The organism is Nocardioides solisilvae (assembly GCF_003194625.1).
GTDB lineage: Bacteria > Actinomycetota > Actinomycetes > Propionibacteriales > Nocardioidaceae > Nocardioides > Nocardioides solisilvae.
Map to the genome: position 1 here is coordinate 51,838 of NZ_QHKX01000002.1, position 17,485 is coordinate 69,322.

Below are 17,485 nucleotides of genomic sequence, written 5' to 3' on the forward strand. Positions count from 1 at the left end.
GGTCAGCCCTTCGCCAGGCCGCGGACGAGCCGGCGCGGCCACGCGGGCCCGCCGTAGACGAAGGCCGTGTAGGCCTGGAGCAGCGTGGCGCCCGCCTCGAGCCGGGCGCGGGCCTGCTCGGGCGTCGAGATCCCGCCCACCCCGACGAGCGTCATCGCCGGCCCGACCCGGGCGCGCAGCATCCGGGTCACGGCCAGGGCCCGGTCGTGCAGCGGGGCCCCCGAGAGCCCGCCGGCGCCCGCGGCCTCCACGACCGCAGGGTCGGAGGCCAGGCCGTCGCGCGAGATCGTCGTGTTGGTGGCGATCACGCCGTCGAGCCCGACCGCGACGGCGAGGTCGGCCACGGCCAGCACGTCCTCGTCGCTGAGGTCGGGGGCGATCTTGACCAGCAGCGGGACCCGGCGCTGCGTCACCACCTCGTCGGCGCGGCGGCGGACCGCCCGCAGCAGCGGCTCGAGCTTCTCCACGGCCTGGAGGTCCCGGAGCCCGGGGGTGTTCGGCGAGGAGACGTTGACGACGAGGTAGTCGGCGTGCGGCGCCAGCAGCCCGGTGCTCAGCCGGTAGTCGTCGACGGCCTCCTCCTCGGGCACGACCTTGGTCTTGCCGATGTTGACGCCCAGGACCACCTCGGGGCCGCCGCCCTCGTGCCGGACGCGGCCGGCGGCACGCCGGGCGAGGCGCTCGGCGACCGCGGCAGCCCCGTCGTTGTTGAAGCCCATCCGGTTGACCACCGCGTGGTCGGCGGGGAGGCGGAAGAGGCGCGGCCGGGGGTTGCCCGGCTGCGGCCGCCCGGTCACCGTGCCGACCTCCACGTGGCCGAACCCGAGCGCCGCGAGCGCGTCGATGCCGCGGGCGTTCTTGTCGAACCCCGCCGCCAGGCCCAGCGGGTGCGCGAAGCGCAGCCCCATCGCCTCCACCGGACGCACGCCGGCCGGAAGCCGACCGAGCAGGCGGGCGGTGGCGGGACGCCCGGCCCGGATCGCCCGGAACGCCGCCTCGTGGGCGGCCTCCGGGTCGACCCGGGTCAGGACCCGGTCGAAGAGCGTGCCGTAGACCGGCGCCCCGCGCATCAGGACCGCCCGGCGGCGGCGTTCCACTCCTGCAGGCTGCGCACCCCGATGTCGCCGCGGTGCAGCGCCTCGATGCCCTGCACGGCCGCCCCGAGGCCCTGCACGGTGGTGATGCACGGGATGTTGGCGAGCACGGCGGCGGTGCGGATCTCGTAGCCGTCGGCGCGACCCTCGGTGCCGGTCGAGTAGGGGGTGTTGACCACGAGGTCGATGTCGCCGCTGTGGATCATCTGGACGGTGGTCGGCTCACCGGCCGGCCCCTCCCCCTCGTGGTGCTTGCGCACGGTGGTGACCTGCACCCCGTTGCGGCGCAGCACCTCGGCCGTGCCCTGGGTCGCGAGGATCTCGTAGCCCCGGTCGGCCAGCACCTTGATCGGGAAGACCATGTTGCGCTTGTCGCGGTTGGCGACGGAGACGAAGACCTTGCCGGTCAGCGGCAGCGAGCCGTACGCCGCCGTCTGCGACTTGGCGAACGCCTTGCCGAAGTCGGAGTCGAAGCCCATCACCTCGCCCGTGGACTTCATCTCGGGGCCGAGGACCGTGTCGACGTGGCGCCCCTCGACGGTGCGGAACCGGTTGAACGGGAGCACCGCCTCCTTGACGGCGATGGGGGCGTCGGCCGGCAGGGTGCCGCCGTCGCCCTCGGCGGGGAGCAGGCCCGCCTGCCGCAGCGACGCCAAGGACTCGCCCAGCATCACCCGGGCGGCGGCCTTGGCCATCGGGGTGCCGGTCGCCTTGGAGACGAAGGGCACGGTGCGCGAGGCCCGCGGGTTGGCCTCGAGGACGTAGAGCACGTCGGAGCTCAGCGCGAACTGGATGTTGAGCAGCCCGCGCACGCCCACGCCCCGCGCGATGGCCTCGGTGGCCGCCCGGATCCGCTCGATCTCGGAGGCGCCCAGGGTGATCGGCGGCAGGGCGCACGAGGAGTCGCCGGAGTGGATCCCGGCCTCCTCGATGTGCTCCATCACGCCGCCGAGGAAGAGCTCCTCGCCGTCGAAGAGCGCGTCGACGTCGATCTCGACCGCGTCGTCGATGAACCGGTCGACCAGCACCGGGTGCTCCGGGCTGATCTCGGTGGCGCGGTCGATGTAGCCGCGCAGGGAGGCGTCGTCGTAGACGATCTCCATCCCGCGGCCGCCGAGCACGTAGGAGGGTCGGACGAGCACCGGGTAGCCGATCTCGTCGGCGATCTCCTTGGCGTCCTCGTAGGAGGTGGCCATCCCGAACTTGGGTGCCGGCAGGCCCGCGTCGAGCAGGACCTTGCCGAAGGCGCCCCGCTCCTCGGCCAGGTGGATGGCCTCCGGCGCCGTGCCGACCACCGGGACCCCGGCGTCGGCCAGGCCCTGGGCCAGCCCGAGCGGCGTCTGGCCGCCGAGCTGGCAGATCACCCCGGCGACCGGACCGGCCTGCCGCTCGGCGTGGACGATCTCGAGCACGTCCTCGAGGGTGAGCGGCTCGAAGTAGAGCCGGTCGGAGGTGTCGTAGTCGGTGGAGACGGTCTCGGGGTTGCAGTTGACCATCACCGTCTCGTAGCCGACCTCGGCCAGCGCCAGCGAGGCGTGCACGCAGGAGTAGTCGAACTCGATGCCCTGCCCGATCCGGTTGGGGCCCGAGCCGAGGATGATGACGGCCTCGCGCTCGCGCGGCGCCACCTCGGTCTCCTCGTCGTAGGAGGAGTAGTGGTACGGCGTGCTGGCCGCGAACTCGGCCGCGCAGGTGTCGACCGTCTTGTAGACCGGCCGCACCCCCAGGTCGTGCCGCAGGGCACGGACGTCGGCCTCCGCCAGCCCGCGGATCGCCGCGAGCTGCGCGTCGCTGAAGCCGTGCCGCTTGGCGAGCCGCAGCGTCGCCTCGTCGAGCTCGTCGGCGGCGGCCACGCGGTCGGCGACCTCGCGGAGCAGGAAGAGCTGGTCGACGAACCACGGGTCGATCCGGGTCGACTCGAAGACCTGCTCGGGCGTGGCGCCGGCGCGGATCGCGTCCATCACCGTGCGCAGCCGGCCGTCGGTCGGGGTGCGGGCGGTGTCGAGCAGGGCGGCGACGTCGCCGACCGGCTCGGCGAAGTCGAAGATCGCCTGCTTGCTCTCCAGGCTGCGCAGCGACTTCTGCAGCGCCTCGGTGAAGTTGCGGCCGATCGCCATCGCCTCGCCCACGCTCTTCATGTGGGTCGTCAGGGTGCGGTCGGCGCCCGGGAACTTCTCGAAGGCGAACCGCGGCACCTTGACCACGACGTAGTCGAGGGTCGGCTCGAAGGCGGCCGGGGTGCTCTGGCCGTCCTCGCGGGTGGTGATGTCGTTGGGGATCTCGTCGAGCGTGTAGCCGATCGCGACCTTGGCCGCGATCTTGGCGATCGGGAAGCCGGTCGCCTTCGAGGCCAGGGCGCTGGAGCGGGAGACGCGCGGGTTCATCTCGATGACGATGAGCCGGCCGTCGGCCGGGTTGACGGCGTACTGGATGTTGCAGCCGCCGGTGTCGACCCCGACCGACCGGATGATCCCGATCGCCATGTCGCGCATCTTCTGGTACTCGCGGTCGGTCAGCGTCATCGCCGGGGCGACGGTGATCGAGTCGCCGGTGTGCACGCCCATCGGGTCGAGGTTCTCGATGGAGCAGACGATCACCACGTTGTCGGCGGTGTCGCGCATGACCTCGAGCTCGTACTCCTTCCAGCCGAGGATCGACTCCTCCAGGAGCACCTCGGTGGTCGGGGACGCGGCCAGGCCGGCCCCGCCGATGCGGCGCAGGTCGTCGGCGTCGTAGGCGAAGCCCGAGCCGGTGCCGCCCATGGTGAAGGACGGCCGGACGACCACCGGGTAGCCGAGCTGGTCGGCGCCGGCGAGGAGCTCGTCCATCGTGTGGCAGATGACGGAGCGCGCCGACTCGCCGCCGAGCTCGGCGACGATCTTCTTGAACTGTTCGCGGTTCTCGCCGCGGTTGATCGCCTCGATGCTCGCGCCGATCAGCTCGACGTCGTAGCGCTCCAGCACCCCCGCGGCGTCGAGCTGCATCGCGCAGTTGAGGGCCGTCTGCCCGCCGAGCGTGGCCAGCAGGGCGTCGGGCCGCTCCTTGGCGATCACCTTCTCGACGAACTCGGGGGTGATCGGCTCGACGTACGTCGCGTCGGCGAACTCGGGGTCCGTCATGATCGTCGCCGGGTTGGAGTTGACCAGGACGACCCGCAGGCCCTCCTCCTTGAGCACCCGGCACGCCTGGGTGCCGGAGTAGTCGAACTCGCACGCCTGCCCGATGATGATGGGGCCGGAGCCGATCACCAGGACCGACTTGATGTCCTCGCGCTTGGGCATCAGGCCCTCGCCTCCATCAGCTCGCAGAAACGGTCGAAGAGGTACGCCGCGTCGTGCGGTCCGGCCGCGGCCTCCGGGTGGTACTGGACGGAGAAGCTCTTGAGGGCGCCGTCGGCGGTCCGCAGCTCGAGCCCCTCGACGACGTCGTCGTTGAGGCAGACGTGCGAGACCGAGGCGACGCCGTACGGGGTCTCGGTGCTCCCCTCGAGCGGGGCGTCCACGGCGAAGCCGTGGTTGTGGGCGGTCACCTCCACCTTGCCGGTGGTGCGGTCCATCACGGGCTGGTTGATGCCGCGGTGGCCGTACTTGAGCTTGTAGGTGCCGAAGCCGAGGGCCCGGCCGAAGAGCTGGTTGCCGAAGCAGATGCCGAAGTAGGGCAGGTCCTGGGCCAGCGCGCCCCGGAGCAGCTCGACCTGGGCGGTCGTCGCGGCCGGGTCGCCGGGGCCGTTGGAGAAGAACAGGCCGTCGGGGGCCACCGCGTCGACCTCCTCCAGCGTGGAGGTGGCGGGGAGGACGTGGACCTCGATGCCCCGCTCGCTCATCATGCGGGGGGTGTTGGACTTGATGCCGAGGTCGAGGGCCGCGACGGTGAACCGCTTCTCCCCCACCGCCGGGACGACGTACGGCTCCGCCGTCGTCACCGCGTCGCTCAGCTGGGCACCGGCCATCCCGGCGCTCTCGCGCACCCGCCCCAGCAGCGCCTCGGGGTCGGTCTCGGTCGTGGAGATCCCCACCCGCATCGCACCGCGCTCGCGCAGGTGCCGGGTCAGGGCCCGGGTGTCCACCCCGGAGATCCCGACGACGCCCTGCTCGCGCAGGTCGTCGTCCAGGGTCCGGGTGCTGCGCCAGCTCGACGGCACCCGTGCGGGGTCGCGCACGACGTAGCCGGCCACCCAGATCCGACGGGACTCGGTGTCCTCGTCGTTCATGCCGGTGTTGCCCACGTGCGGGGCCGTCATCACGACGACCTGGCGGTGGTAGCTGGGATCGGTCAGCGTCTCCTGGTAGCCGGACATGCCGGTCGAGAAGACGATCTCGCCGAAGGTCTCGCCCTCGGCACCGAAGGAGTCACCGCGAAAGGTGCGCCCGTCCTCGAGGACCATGAGCGCAGGGGCAGGCAGAGCCATGCCGCACCTCCTTCTCCGCCTCACAGGACGGACCGTTAAAGGATGTTCGAACCGACGCCGACCCTACCAGCGGAACCTCGCGCTCCCGCGACCGGCACCGTCCCGTGGTCAGTCCTCCGGCACCCGCCTGCCGGGCCGGTCGTCGGGCGTCGCCCAGGACTGGAGGCGCACCTCGCGACCGGTCCAGCGGCGGCGGAGCCAGCGGTCGTGGCTGGCGACCAGGACCGTGCCCCCGGATGACTCGAGGGCCTCCTCGAGCTCGCCGGCGAGGGCGAGCGAGAGGTGGTTGGTGGGCTCGTCGAGCAGGAGCAGGTCCGGCGCGGCCGCCACCACGAGCGCCAGGCCGAGCCGACGGCGCTGCCCGACCGAGAGCGCGCCGGCCGGGCGGGCGTGGTCGCGAGGATGCAGCAGCCCGAGGTCGGCCAGCGGCGGCACGGAGGCGGGAGGCAGGTGCCGGGTCCCGCGGGCGTACGTCGCCTGCACCGACAGGCGCGGGTCGGGCAGGACGACGTCCTGCGGCAGCTCGGCCACCCGCCGGGCCCGGACGGCGACCTCCCCGGACGTGGGCGTCAGCCGTCCTGCGAGCACCCCGAGCAGCGTCGACTTGCCCGCCCCGTTGCTCCCGGTCACCAGGAGGTGCTCCCCCGCTTCGACGTCGAGGCCGTCCAGGCGGAGCCGTCCCTGGACGGCGAGGGCGCGGACCCGGACCACGCCTCCCCCGCCCCCGCCCGACGGGGCGAGTCCGGCGAAGGTGAGGGGCCGGGGCGGCTTCGGCACCTGCTCGCGCAGGGCGACCGCCAGCCGTCGCTCGGCGTCGCGGCGGCGCCGGGCGACGGTCTGCTCGACCCGGGCGCCCTTGAAGGCGTGGACGAACTTGTCGTTGTCGCGCGGACCCCGACCGTGGGCGACCGCCCCCGTGCCGACCTGCGCGGCGGCGCGCAGCCGGGCGACCTCCTCGGTCTGCGCGATCCACGTCTCCTCCCACCGTCGGCGCTCGGCCAGGCGGTGCTCGACGTAGGCGCTCCAGCCCCCGCCGAACCGGCGGACGGACGTGCCGCCCTCCCCCGGCGCACCGGCCGTGGACGCGGTCGGGTCGAGGTCGACCAGGTCGGTGCAGACGTCGTCGAGCAGCACGCGGTCGTGCGAGGCCAGCAGGACGGGTCCGGGCAGGTCCCGCAGGAACGCCGTGAGCACGCTCGTCGCGTCGTCGTCGAGGTGGTTGGTGGGCTCGTCGAGCAGCAGCGCGGTCGGTCGGGTGGTCATCACGGCCGCGAGAGCGAGCCGCGTGCGCTCCCCGCCGGAGAGCGACCCCACCCGCCGGTGCCCGGCCACGGAGCCGAGACCGAGCCGCTCGGCGGCGAGCCGGGCCCGTCGGTCGGCGTCCCAGGCGTCGTGGGCCGTCGCGTGCTCCAGCGCGAGGGCGTACCGGTCTGCCGTCCGCTCGTCGTCGAGCCGCGCGGCGAGGGTCTCGACCGCGGCGACGGCCTCGTGCAGGGGGCGCAGCGCGGAGGCGAGCACCTCGTCGACGGTGGCGGCGTCCGGGAACGGTGGCTCCTGACCGAGGAGCACGAGGCCCGAGGGCGACTCGACGGTGCCGCGGACGGCGGCGCGGGCCGGCAGCCGCCCGGCGACCGCACGCAGGAGCGTGGACTTGCCGGCGCCGTTCTCGCCGACGAGGCCGAGGCGGCGACCGGGCTGGGCGACGAGGTCGACGTCGCGCAGGACCTCGCGGTCGGGGAAGGAGACCGAGAGGTCGCGCACCACGACGGGCGCGAGGGCGGAGGCGGTGCTGGAGGGAACGCGTGGCACGGGAGGTCCTGACGGCGAGGTCGACGACTCGCGGGGCGGGCGCCACGGGCGCGAGTCAGGTCAGGCGTGCATCCACATGATGCCGACCACGGTAGGCCCTGACCCGCCACTCCGCACCTCCTTTTCCCCCTGGCCGGCTCGGGCCCCTCCGGGTCGTCGTCCCCCCGACTCGCCACGGGACGAGGCCGTGCCCGAGAAGGCAGGACGGCTGGTTTGATCCGGTGTCATGCCACCGCCACCGTCCCGAGGTCCCGTGGAGGCGACCACAGCCGTCAGCCGGTGGCTGGCGACCGCGCTCGCCGGGCTGCTCGCCCTCCTCCTCGCGGCGTGCCAGCCGGCACCGCCGGCACCCTCCGGTGCGGACGGCACGGCGGACGGCACGGCGGACGGCGCGGAGGACGGCGTGGGGACCGGTGGAGCCCGCGGGACGTCGCCGGGCCGCTGCACCGGCGTCGGTCCCGCCCGGGTGCAGGGGTCGCCCCCGTCCCCCGACCTCCCGTTGCGCGACTACCCCACTGCCTCCGCGGTCTGCGAGGCGTGGTGGATCCCGGCGATGGCCGGCACGTTCGTCCCCCAGGGCCTCGAGGTGGACGGCGACCTCGCCTACGTCTCCGGGTACCGCGTCGCCGCGCTCGGCCGTCGCGCCTGCCAGGTGGTGGTGCTGGACCTCGACACCGGGCGTCAGGTGGCGTTCGTGCGGCGCTTCGAGGCCCCGATCTACGGCGCGGACCCCACGTACTGCCGCCACGGCGGAGGCAACGAGCTCACCGACGAGGGGCTGTGGATCGCCGGCGGCCAGGTCCTGTGGCTGCTGGATCCCGCGCGCGTCCGCGACGGCAGGCCGCCGGTGCTCCGGGCCTGGAGGCTGGAGGACGGGCTCATGGGCTCCACCCTGGCCATCCACGACGGAGCCCTGGTGATCGGCACGTACCGGGCCGGCGGCCGGGGCCGGTGGTTCGGCTACGACCTGGACGAGGTGCTGGCTCGCGGCGTCTCGGCGCTGGGGCTGGACGCCACCACGGGGGGCCAGGTGACCCCCGGACGCCGAGGACGGGTCGCCACCCGGCTCCAGGGGCTGAGCCTCACCCCGCGGGGGCGGTGGGAGGTCGGCTCGCGGATCTCGTGCGGGCTGCTCCACCCCCCGGGTCCGGCGGGCCCGGTGGACTTCGTCCCGGGGGCCGAGGACCTCGAGGTCGTGGGGCCGGACGTGTGGACCGTCAGCGAAGCCAGTGCGGCGCCGTACGCGCACCTCGGGGACGACGCCCGGGTGCCCGGGCTGCTCCGCCTGGACCGACGCGCGCTGCTGGCTGGCACCGCGACGTGCGACCTCGGCTAGCGGCCGGCCGCCACCACGGCGCCCCTAGCCTGCGTCGGCCAGCGCCCCGTCGCGCACCGTGACCCGGCCGCCGTACACGGTGTGCACGACGCGCGACGCGAGCTCCCGGCCGTGCCAGGGGTTGTTCTGCGACAGGGACGCCGAGGCGGCGCGGTCGACGGCCACCGTCGCGTCGGGGTCCACCAGGACGACGTGCCCGGGGGAACCCACCTCCAGCGCGCGGCCCTGCGTCTCCAGGCCCGCGATCCGGGCCGGGTTCTGCGACATCACGCGGGCCACCTGGGTCCACGACATCTCGGGCAGGGCGGTCCGGACGACCCCGAGGGCGGTCTCCAGGCCGAGCATCCCGAACGCCGCGTCGACGAACGCGTGCTCCTTGTCGTGGCGGGCGTGAGGAGCGTGGTCGGTGGCCACCGCGTCGATCGTCCCGTCCAGCAGCGCGGCGCGCAGCGCCTCGACGTCCTCGGCGGGACGCAGCGGCGGGTTGACCTTGTACGTCGGGTCGTAGCCGGCCAGCAGGTCGGTGGTGAGGAGCAGGTGGTGCGGCGTGACCTCGGCGGTGACCGCGATCCCCTGCGCCTTGGCCCAGCGGAGGACCTCGACCGAGCCGGCGGTCGAGACGTGGGCGACGTGGACGCGGGAACCGGTGTGCCGGGCCAGCATCACGTCACGCGCCACGACCACCTCCTCCGCGATCCCGGGCCACCCGGGCAGCCCCAGCCGGCCGGAGAGCTCGCCCTCGTGGCAGCAGGCGCTCGGGCCCGCGAGCGTGGGGTCCTGGGAGTGCTGCGACACGACGCCGCCGAACGCCTTGACGTACTCCAGCGCCCGACGCATCACCCGCGCGTCGTGGACGCAGCGACCGTCGTCGGAGAAGACCCGGACGCGGGCGCGCGAGCGGGCCATCAGCCCCAGCTCGGCGAGCTCCTCGCCGGCCAGGCCGCGGGTGACCGCGCCCACCGGCTGCACGTCGACGAGCCCGGCCTCGCGGCCCAGCTCCCAGACGCGGACGGCGGCCTCGGCGGTGTCGGTGACCGGGGAGGTGTTCGCCATCGCCAGGACGGCGGTGAAGCCGCCCAGCGCGGCGGCCCGCGAGCCGGTCAGGACGGTCTCCGCGTCCTCCCGCCCCGGCTCGCGCAGGTGGGTGTGCAGGTCGACGAGGCCCGGCAGCGCGACCAGCCCGTCGGCGTCGAGCACCTCGTGGCCGGAGGCGTCGACCTCGCCCACGCGGGTGAGGGTCCCGTCCTCCACGAGCAGGTCGGCGGGGGTCTCGCCCAGCAGCGACGCCCCCCTGATCACGAGCGCCATCAGGCTTCCTCTCCGGCGAGCAGGTGGTAGAGCACGGACATGCGGACGGCGAGCCCGCTGGAGACCTGCTCCAGCACCGCCGACTGGGCGGCGTCCGCGGCGTCCGCGGCGATCTCGAGCCCGCGGTTCATCGGCCCGGGGTGGCAGATCGGGACGTCGGGGCGCAGCAGGCGCAGCCGGTCCCGGGTGAGGCCGTAGCCCACCGTGTACTCCCGCGCGCTCGGGAAGAACGCCCCGCTCATCCGTTCGCGCTGGACGCGCAGCATCATCACGGCGTCGGCGTGGGGCAGCACGGCGTCGAGGTCGTAGGAGGTCTCGAACCCGGCGGCCGCCGACCAGGCCGCGACGCCCGCGGGCATCAGGGTGGGCGGCGCGACGACCGTGACCCGGGCGCCGAGCTTCGTCAGGCAGAGCACGTTGGAGCGGAAGACCCGGCTGTGGGTGAGGTCGCCGACGATCGCGACGTGGCGGCCCTCGAGCGAGCCGAGGCGGCGCTGCAGCGTGTAGGCGTCGAGCAGCGCCTGGGTGGGGTGCTCGTGGGTGCCGTCGCCGGCGTTGACGACCGCCGCGTCGACCCACTCGCTGACCTGGCGGGCCGACCCGCTGGCGGGGTGCCGGACCACCAGGCCGTCGACGCCCATGGCGCAGACGGTGAGCACGGTGTCGCGCAGGCTCTCGCCCTTCGAGGCGCTCGAGCCCTTGGCGCTGATGTTGATCACGTCGGCCGAGAGCCACTTCCCGGCGATCTCGAACGACGAGCGCGTGCGGGTGGAGTCCTCGAAGAACATGTTGACCACGGTCCGGCCGCGCAGGGCGGGCAGCTTCTTGACGTCGCGGTGCTGGACGTCGTGCATCTCGGCGGCGGTCTCGAAGATCGCCTCGACCTGGTCGACCGACAGGTCGTCGACGGAGAGCAGGTGCCTCACGAGATCGTCACCTCGTCGGTCCCGTCGACCTCGGCCAGCCGGACGCTGACCCGCTCGGAGCGGGCGCTCGGGAGGTTCTTGCCGACGTGGTCGGCGCGGATCGGCAGCTCGCGGTGGCCCCGGTCGACCAGCACGGCGAGCCGCACCGCGGCGGGCCGCCCGAGGTCGGCCAGCGCGTCGAGGGCGGCGCGGATGGTGCGGCCCGAGAAGAGCACGTCGTCGACTAGCACGACGACCTTGCCGTCGATGCCGCCGGCCGGCAGCTGGGTCTTGTGGGCGCGCCTCGTCGGCTGGCTGCGGAGGTCGTCGCGGTACATCGTCACGTCGAGCTCGCCCACCGCGACCGGGACCCCCTCGACGCCGGCGATCCCGTCGGCGATCCGCCGGGCGAGGGGCACGCCGCGGGTGTGCAGCCCGAGGAGGATGAGGTCGGTCGCGCCCTTGTTGCGCTCGAGGATCTCGTGGGAGATGCGGGTCATCGCGCGGGCGATGTCCCGGCCGTCGAGGACGGTGCGTCCTGGTGCGGTGGCAGGCATCGGTGGCCTGGACCTCCTTCTCCGCCTCACGGGACGGCTCGTTAAAGGATGTCGTGCGGCCGCGACCCTACCAGCGTCGCGCCCCACCCCCGTCGGGCGACGGCGGACGCGGGCGCACGGGCGTCACCGGTCGAGGTGCCGGGCGCGCGCGAAGCAGAAGAGGCCGTAGCAGGCGATGCCGAGCGCGATCGCGGAGAGGACCCAGGGGCCGAACGGCTGCTGGAGCACCTCGCGGAGCGCGTCGTCGAGCCCCTTGTCCTTGCCCTCGTGGGTCCATCCGGCGTGTGCCACCAGCAGGCCGACGATGCCGATCGAGACGCCCTTCGCGACGTAGCCCGCCTTGCCCGCCCAGCGGTACGCCGTGCCTACCTCCCCGGTCCGACCGGAGGAGTCGAGGTGCTCGAGGAACTTCTCGGAGACGCCGCGGTAGGCCGTCCACCCGCCGTACCCGATGACGCAGATCCCGGCGAGCACCACCAGCACCTGGCCGGCGGGCCACGAGAGGACCTGGGCGGTGAGCGGCTTCCCGCCGCCCCCGCTGCTGCCGGTGAGCGTGCGGATCGCGGTGACCGCGAGCGCGGCGTACAGGCCCGCCTTCAGCAGCGAGCCGCCGGCCTTGACCCAGCGCGCGGCCCCCTCCTCGTCGTCGTGGCCGAAGGCGGCCTCGAGGAGGCGCCACAGCACCAGGAGCAGCAGACCGACCGCCACCGCCCAGAGCACGGCGGTCCCGAGGGCCGAGGAGGTGAGCTGCTGGAACGCCCCCTCGCTCGAGGCCTGGTCGGAGGAGGCACCGCCCCAGGCCAGCTGGAGGGCGACCCAGGCGATCAGGAGGTGGGTGAGGCCGTAGGCGACGAGGCCGGCCCGTACCGCGTGGTCGAGCCAGGGACTGTCCTCGGCCCGCGAGCCTGCGCTGCGGGTCCTGCTGCTGATGTCGGGCACGGTCGCAGCGTTCCCCCCGACGGGCCGGACCCCTTCGTCGGGCCCCGCGACCTCAGCGCTCGAGGATGGCCACGACCCCCTGGCCGCCGGCGGCACAGATCGAGATCAGCCCGCGGCCGGAGCCCTTCGCGGCGAGCAGCTTGGCGAGCACCGGGACGATCCGGCCGCCGGTCGCGGCGAACGGGTGCGCGGCGGCCAGCGACGAGCCGTTGACGTTGAGCCTGCTGCGGTCGATCGACCCCAGGGGGGCGTCGAGGCCCAGGCGCTCCTTGCAGAAGACCGGGTCCTCCCACGCCTTCAGCGTGGAGAGCACCTGCGAGGCGAACGCCTCGTGGATCTCGTAGTAGTCGAAGTCCTGCAGCGTCAGGCCCTCGCGCTCGAGCATCCGGGCCACGGCGTAGGCGGGCGCCATGAGCAGGCCCTCGTGGCCGTGCACGTAGTCGACCGCGGCGGTCTCGTACGCCGTGAGGTAGGCCAGCACCGGCAGGCCGTGCTCCTCGGCCCACTCCTCGGAGGCCAGCAGCACCGCCGAGGCGCCGTCGCTGAGCGGGGTGGAGTTGCCCGCCGTCATCGTGGCCGCGGCGCCCTTGCCGAAGACGGGCTTCAGCGTGCCGAGCTTCTCCGCGGTGGAGTCGGGGCGCAGGTTGGTGTCGCGCTCGACCCCGCGGAACGGCGTGACGAGGTCGTCGTGGAAGCCCTCCTCGTAGGAGCGGGCCAGGTTCTGGTGGGAGCGCGCCGCGAGCTCGTCCTGCTCCTCGCGGCCCACCCGCCACTCCAGCGCGGTGAGGGCGGCGTGCTCGCCCATGGACTTGCCGGTGCGGGGCTCGCCGTTCTGCGGGATCTCGAGCCCGATGTCGCCGGGCCGGATCTGTCCGAGAGCGGTCAGCTTGGCCTTGGTGTCCTTGGCGGCGTTGACCTTCATCAGCTTCTTGCGCAGCTTGTCGCTGATCGCCACGGGCGCGTCGGAGGTGGTGTCGGAGCCACCGGCGATGCCGACCTCGATCTGCCCCAGGGCGATCTTGTTGGCGACCTGGATCACGGCCTGCAGCCCGGTGCCGCAGGCCTGCTGGATGTCGGTGGCCGGCGTCCCCGGGTCGAGCCGCGAGCCGAGGACGCACTCACGGGTCAGGTTGAAGTCGCGCGCGTGCTTGAGGACGGCGCCGGCCACGACCTCCCCGAGCCGCTGGCCCTCGAGGCCGAACCGGGTGACCAGGCCGTCGATGGCGGCCGTCAGCATCTCCTGGTTGGAGACGTCGGCGTAGACGCCGTTGGAACGCGCGAAGGGGATCCGGTTGCCGCCGATGACGGCGACGCGGCGGGTCTGGGCCTGCATCTGGTGCTCCTGGGGTCGTGCGCCCTGGACAGGGGCGGGATCATGGTCGGCAGAGGTGTCTCCGCGGTCCCCCATCCTCGCTCCCGGCGTGCGTGCGGGGAACCGGGTGAGGGCAAGGTCACGAAATGTGGACGCCGAGTTACACCTCGAGTTACATGTCCGGCAGTCTATCCCCGGGCCGCCGCTCGCGGCGCCCGCGTCCCGCACCGACCCGCGTCCCCGCACCGAAAGGCTCGTGCGCCATGAGCGACCGTTACCAGGGCTTCGTCTCCACCCCCGTCGGCAGGCTGCTCGTCAAGAACCTCGGCCTGCCCGATCCCGCCCGGCTGGAGCGGTGGACCGAGGGCGCCCCCCTGGTCGACGGCACCGTGCTCGTCGGCGGTCGCGGCCGCCTGGCCGACCAGCTGCCCAAGCTGCTCGACGGGCTGGGCGTCACCGCGCTCGACCACGACGCGGAGGGGACGACGTACAAGGGCCTGGTCTTCGACGCCACCGGCCTCACCGATCCCGGCCAGCTGGGCGCCCTGCGCGACTTCTTCACCCCGCTGATGCGCCGGCTCGGCACCTGCCCGCGGGTGGTCGTGCTCGGGACCCCGCCCGAGCAGGCCTCGGGCAGCGAGCGGGTCGCGCAGCGCGCGCTGGAGGGCTTCACCCGGTCGCTGGGCAAGGAGATCGGCCGGGGCGGCACCTCCCAGCTGGTCTACGTCGCCGAGGGCGCCGAGGCCGCGACCGAGTCCACGCTCGCCTTCCTGCTCTCCCCCAAGTCCGCCTACGTCTCGGGCCAGGTGGTGCGGATCGGCGCCCACGGCGTGCTCGACGCCGAGCCCGTCGCCGACCGCGAGAAGCCGCTGGCCGGCAAGGTGGCGCTCGTGACGGGTGCCAGCCGCGGCATCGGCGAGCAGATCGCCCGCGTCCTGCACCGCGACGGCGCCACCGTGGTCGGCGTCGACGTGCCGCAGGCGGCCAGCGACCTGCAGACCCTGATGGCCGAGCTCGGGGGCGACCACCTCAGTCTCGACATCACCCACTCCGACGCCCCGCAGCGGATCGCCCACCACCTGCGCGAGCAGCACGGCGGCGTCGACGTCGTCGTGCACAACGCCGGCATCACCCGCGACAAGAAGCTGGCCAACATGGGCGCCGACCGCTGGGACAGCGTCATCGCGGTCAACCTCACCGCCCCCGAGCGGATCACCCGCGAGCTGCTCGACCAGGGGGTGGTGAACCCCAACGGGCGCATCGTCGGGGTCGCCTCGATCGCCGGGATCGCCGGCAACGTCGGCCAGACCAACTACGCGGCCTCCAAGGCCGGCGTGATCGGGCTGGTCGACAGCCTGGCCGACGAGCTCACCGACGGCGTGACCGTCAACGCGGTGGCCCCCGGCTTCATCGTCACGCAGATGACCGCCGCCGTGCCCTTCGCCACCCGCGAGGTCGGCCAGCGCCTCAACGCCATGAGCCAGGGCGGCCTCCCCGTCGACGTGGCCGAGACCATCGCCTGGTTCGCCTCCCCCGGGTCGACCGCCGTCAACGGCAACGTGGTGCGGGTCTGCGGCCAGATGATGCTGGGTGCCTGACGTGTCGGCCGTCGTCACGCTCGCCCGCGCCGCCCTGCCCGCCGTGCCCGTCCTCAACCGGGTGCCCGGCGTGCGCAAGGCGCCCGCTGCCGGGTTCGAGGGGATGGCGCGCACCGGACCGGTGACCCGGATCGACCCCGCCCACGTCGCGGCGTACGCGGAGGTCTGCGGCTTCCCCCGGCGCGACGCGGTGCCGGTGACCTACCCGCACCTCCTGGCCTTCGGCCTCCACATGGAGATCATGGCCAGCACGGAGTTCCCCTGGCCGGCCATCGGGACGGTCCACGTCGAGAACACCCTCACCTCCCACCGGCCCATCGGGCTGGAGGAGGAGCTGGGCGCCACCACGTCGGTGCGCTCCCCGCGGCCGCACCCCAAGGGCACCCTGCTCGACTTCGTGACCACGGTCAGCTCGGGCGACGAGGTCGTGTGGGAGGCGACCTCGACCTATTTGCGCCGCGGCCGCGGCACCGAGGACGCGCCACGCGGCCTCGACCTGCCGGTGGTGCCCGAGGGCCGCGCCACCTGGGACCTGCCGGGCGACCTCGGCCGCCGGTACGGCGCGGTCTCGGGCGACCTCAACCCGATCCACCTCTACCCGGTGACCGCCAGGGCGCTGGGGTTCCCCCGGCAGATCGCGCACGGGATGTGGTCCAAGGCCCGCTGCCTGGCCGCGATCGAGAACAGGCTGCCCGACGCGGTCCGCGTCGAGGTGTCGTTCCGCAAGCCGATCCTCCTGCCGGGCCGGGTGGCCTTCGGGCTCGAGGGCGACCGGAGCTCCTGGGCCTTCTCGCTCTCCAGCCCGCGGGACGCCTCCACCCACCTGGTGGGTCGGACGACGGCGCTCTGACCCGCCCGACCCCCGCCCGCCCCCCGCCCGGCACCGCGCCCGGCCGGGGGCGGGCTGGGTCGGCGCGGGTCAGCGGGGCGTGCCGAACTGCACCGTCGCGACGGTGCGGGCGGCCGCGTTGTCCAGGGTGCCCTGGCCCAGCGTGAACACGGCGCTCGCCGGGGTCCACGTCCCGAGGTCGGTCGTGCCGTTGCCGTCCCAGTCCCCCGTCACCGGGAGGTCCCCGGGGAGGCCGAACGGGACCGTCGAGACGACCGGCACCCCCGCCGGGTCCACGTGGCGCAGCGTGTAGGTGAGCAGGGTCCGGTCGAAGACGCCCACGTCGGTGCGCCCGTCCCCGTTCCAGTCGCCGGTGACCGGCAGGTCGTCGACGTCACCCAGCCGGACGCTCTCCACCACCCCCGAGGGCATCCGCAGGTGGAAGGTCGCGAAGCGGGGCCGGAAGACGCCCAGGTCGTCACGCCCGTCGCCGTCCCAGTCCCCGACGACGGGGCGGTCGCCGCGGGCGCCGAACCGCAGCTGGGTGGCAGCGGCGCCGCTCAGCTTGAACATCCGGCCGCGCGGGTTCCAGACACCCGGCTCCGCGAGGCCGTCCCCGTCCCAGTCGCCCAGCAGCGGCTCGTCGGTGCCGGTGCCGAAGTGGAGCGCCGTCGGCGCCTGGCCGTCGGGCTGGTGCACGAGGAAGTCGCTGCGCGCCGTCCGTCGGAAGACCGCCACCTCGGCGGCCCCCTCCCCGACCAGGTTGGCCGCCATCGGCACGTCGACGCAGTTGCCCGAGGCCACCGCGCCGTTCGGGTACGGGAGACGGGCGAAGTGGACCGGGACGACGTCCCGGCCGACCTTCTGCTCGAAGTGCAGGTGGGCACCCGTGCTGTTGCCGGTGCTGCCGACGGCGCCGATCAAGGTCCCCTGGTCGACGCTGGACCCGGCGGCGACGAAGACGTTGCGCAGGTGCGCGTAGACGGTGCTCTCGCCGTTGCCGTGGTCGAGGACGACGTGCTTGCCGTAGCCCCGCTTGCTCCGCTGGTCGGCGGTCACCACACGCCCCGCGGCCGCGGCGACCACGGCCTTGCCCAGGTCGTTGCTGCGGTTGAAGTCGACGGCGAGGCGGCTGGGCGAGTGCCGGGAGCGGGTGCCGCCCGTCCACTCCTGCGCGCACGTGAAGGGCACCTGGTACGACGTCGTGGGCACCGGGAGCCGCTTGCTCGCCGTCTGGGTCGTCGTCATGGTCCCCGAGGAGGCGAGCACGAGCGCGCCGAGGCCGGCGAGGGCGAGGCCGGAGCGCAGGGAACGGACGCTGCGGCGCGAGGAGAGGAGCACGGAGGACCACCCGGGGAGAGCAGGGACGCGGAGTGCCCCCGGCCGGCGA

The 17,485-nt window shown here is 74.0% G+C and carries 13 protein-coding genes; 3 read left to right on the forward strand and 10 right to left on the reverse strand.

Going from position 1 to position 17,485, the window contains the following annotated elements; all coding sequences use genetic code 11:
- Positions 1 to 2: 2 nt before the first annotated feature.
- From DNK53_RS06280 to DNK53_RS18310, 4 genes are all read right to left on the reverse strand, one after another.
- The gene (locus DNK53_RS06280; protein WP_239456393.1) at positions 3 to 1,097 is read right to left on the reverse strand and encodes a quinone-dependent dihydroorotate dehydrogenase; all 1,095 of its coding nucleotides are present in this window, start codon (positions 1,095 to 1,097) and stop codon (positions 3 to 5) included.
- On the reverse strand, positions 1,070 to 4,375 hold the full coding sequence (gene carB, locus DNK53_RS06285; protein ID WP_110181483.1) for a carbamoyl-phosphate synthase large subunit: 3,306 nt from the start codon (positions 4,373 to 4,375) through the stop codon (positions 1,070 to 1,072). The genes DNK53_RS06280 and carB overlap by 28 nt, the downstream gene beginning before the upstream one ends.
- Positions 4,375 to 5,502 (reverse strand): glutamine-hydrolyzing carbamoyl-phosphate synthase small subunit, encoded by a 1,128-nt coding sequence (carA, locus tag DNK53_RS06290; protein ID WP_110181484.1) that lies wholly within the window; start codon positions 5,500 to 5,502, stop codon positions 4,375 to 4,377. The genes carB and carA overlap by 1 nt, the downstream gene beginning before the upstream one ends.
- Positions 5,503 to 5,610: 108 nt before the next feature.
- Positions 5,611 to 7,311 (reverse strand): ABC-F family ATP-binding cassette domain-containing protein, encoded by a 1,701-nt coding sequence (locus DNK53_RS18310; RefSeq protein ID WP_110181485.1) that lies wholly within the window; start codon positions 7,309 to 7,311, stop codon positions 5,611 to 5,613.
- A 253-nt stretch (positions 7,312 to 7,564) separates the two neighbouring features.
- Here DNK53_RS18310 and DNK53_RS06300 point away from each other — a divergent pair, with 253 nt between their 5' ends.
- On the forward strand, positions 7,565 to 8,647 hold the full coding sequence (locus DNK53_RS06300) for a hypothetical protein (RefSeq protein WP_110181486.1): 1,083 nt from the start codon (positions 7,565 to 7,567) through the stop codon (positions 8,645 to 8,647).
- Positions 8,648 to 8,671: 24 nt separating this feature from the next.
- Here the strand turns inward: DNK53_RS06300 and DNK53_RS06305 are convergent, their stop codons facing one another.
- The 5 genes from DNK53_RS06305 to DNK53_RS06325 form a co-directional block, all read right to left on the reverse strand.
- Positions 8,672 to 9,955: a dihydroorotase gene (locus DNK53_RS06305; RefSeq protein WP_110181487.1), complete on the reverse strand. Its 1,284-nt coding sequence runs from the start codon at positions 9,953 to 9,955 to the stop codon at positions 8,672 to 8,674.
- A complete protein-coding gene (locus DNK53_RS06310; RefSeq protein ID WP_110181488.1) occupies positions 9,955 to 10,881 on the reverse strand; it encodes an aspartate carbamoyltransferase catalytic subunit in 927 nt (308 codons plus the stop codon). Before DNK53_RS06310 ends, DNK53_RS06305 begins: the two co-directional genes overlap by 1 nt.
- Positions 10,878 to 11,417, reverse strand: a complete 540-nt coding sequence (gene pyrR, locus DNK53_RS06315; RefSeq protein WP_110181489.1) for a bifunctional pyr operon transcriptional regulator/uracil phosphoribosyltransferase PyrR — start codon at positions 11,415 to 11,417, stop codon at positions 10,878 to 10,880. Before pyrR ends, DNK53_RS06310 begins: the two co-directional genes overlap by 4 nt.
- A gap of 123 nt (positions 11,418 to 11,540) precedes the next feature.
- Entirely contained in the window at positions 11,541 to 12,356 is an 816-nt protein-coding gene (locus tag DNK53_RS06320) for a DUF1206 domain-containing protein (RefSeq protein ID WP_162599816.1), read from the reverse strand.
- Between the two features lie 52 nt (positions 12,357 to 12,408).
- Positions 12,409 to 13,689, reverse strand: a complete 1,281-nt coding sequence (locus DNK53_RS06325; RefSeq protein ID WP_110181491.1) for an acetyl-CoA C-acetyltransferase — start codon at positions 13,687 to 13,689, stop codon at positions 12,409 to 12,411.
- A 242-nt stretch (positions 13,690 to 13,931) separates the two neighbouring features.
- Between DNK53_RS06325 and DNK53_RS06330 the strand changes: the two genes are divergently transcribed.
- Together DNK53_RS06330 and DNK53_RS06335 are read left to right on the forward strand one after the other, a co-directional pair.
- Entirely contained in the window at positions 13,932 to 15,266 is a 1,335-nt protein-coding gene (locus DNK53_RS06330) for a 3-oxoacyl-ACP reductase (protein ID WP_110181492.1), read from the forward strand.
- Entirely contained in the window at positions 15,259 to 16,116 is an 858-nt protein-coding gene (locus DNK53_RS06335; RefSeq protein ID WP_110181493.1) for a MaoC/PaaZ C-terminal domain-containing protein, read from the forward strand. The genes DNK53_RS06330 and DNK53_RS06335 overlap by 8 nt, the downstream gene beginning before the upstream one ends.
- 69 nt (positions 16,117 to 16,185) lie before the next feature.
- On the opposite strand, the gene DNK53_RS06340 is transcribed toward DNK53_RS06335, so the two are convergent.
- Positions 16,186 to 17,436, reverse strand: a complete 1,251-nt coding sequence (locus tag DNK53_RS06340) for a M23 family metallopeptidase (protein WP_110181494.1) — start codon at positions 17,434 to 17,436, stop codon at positions 16,186 to 16,188.
- Between the last annotated feature and the right edge of the window lie 49 nt (positions 17,437 to 17,485).

Coding starts and splice junctions, on each gene's coding strand:
- carB (WP_110181483.1), bottom strand. CDS start 4,375: ATGCCCAAGCGCGAGGACATCAAGTCGGTCCTGGTGATCGGCTCCGGC.
- carA (WP_110181484.1), bottom strand. CDS start 5,502: ATGGCTCTGCCTGCCCCTGCGCTCATGGTCCTCGAGGACGGGCGCACC.
- DNK53_RS06305 (WP_110181487.1), bottom strand. CDS start 9,955: ATGGCGCTCGTGATCAGGGGGGCGTCGCTGCTGGGCGAGACCCCCGCC.
- pyrR (WP_110181489.1), bottom strand. CDS start 11,417: ATGCCTGCCACCGCACCAGGACGCACCGTCCTCGACGGCCGGGACATC.
- DNK53_RS06325 (WP_110181491.1), bottom strand. CDS start 13,689: ATGCAGGCCCAGACCCGCCGCGTCGCCGTCATCGGCGGCAACCGGATC.
- DNK53_RS06330 (WP_110181492.1), top strand. CDS start 13,932: ATGAGCGACCGTTACCAGGGCTTCGTCTCCACCCCCGTCGGCAGGCTG.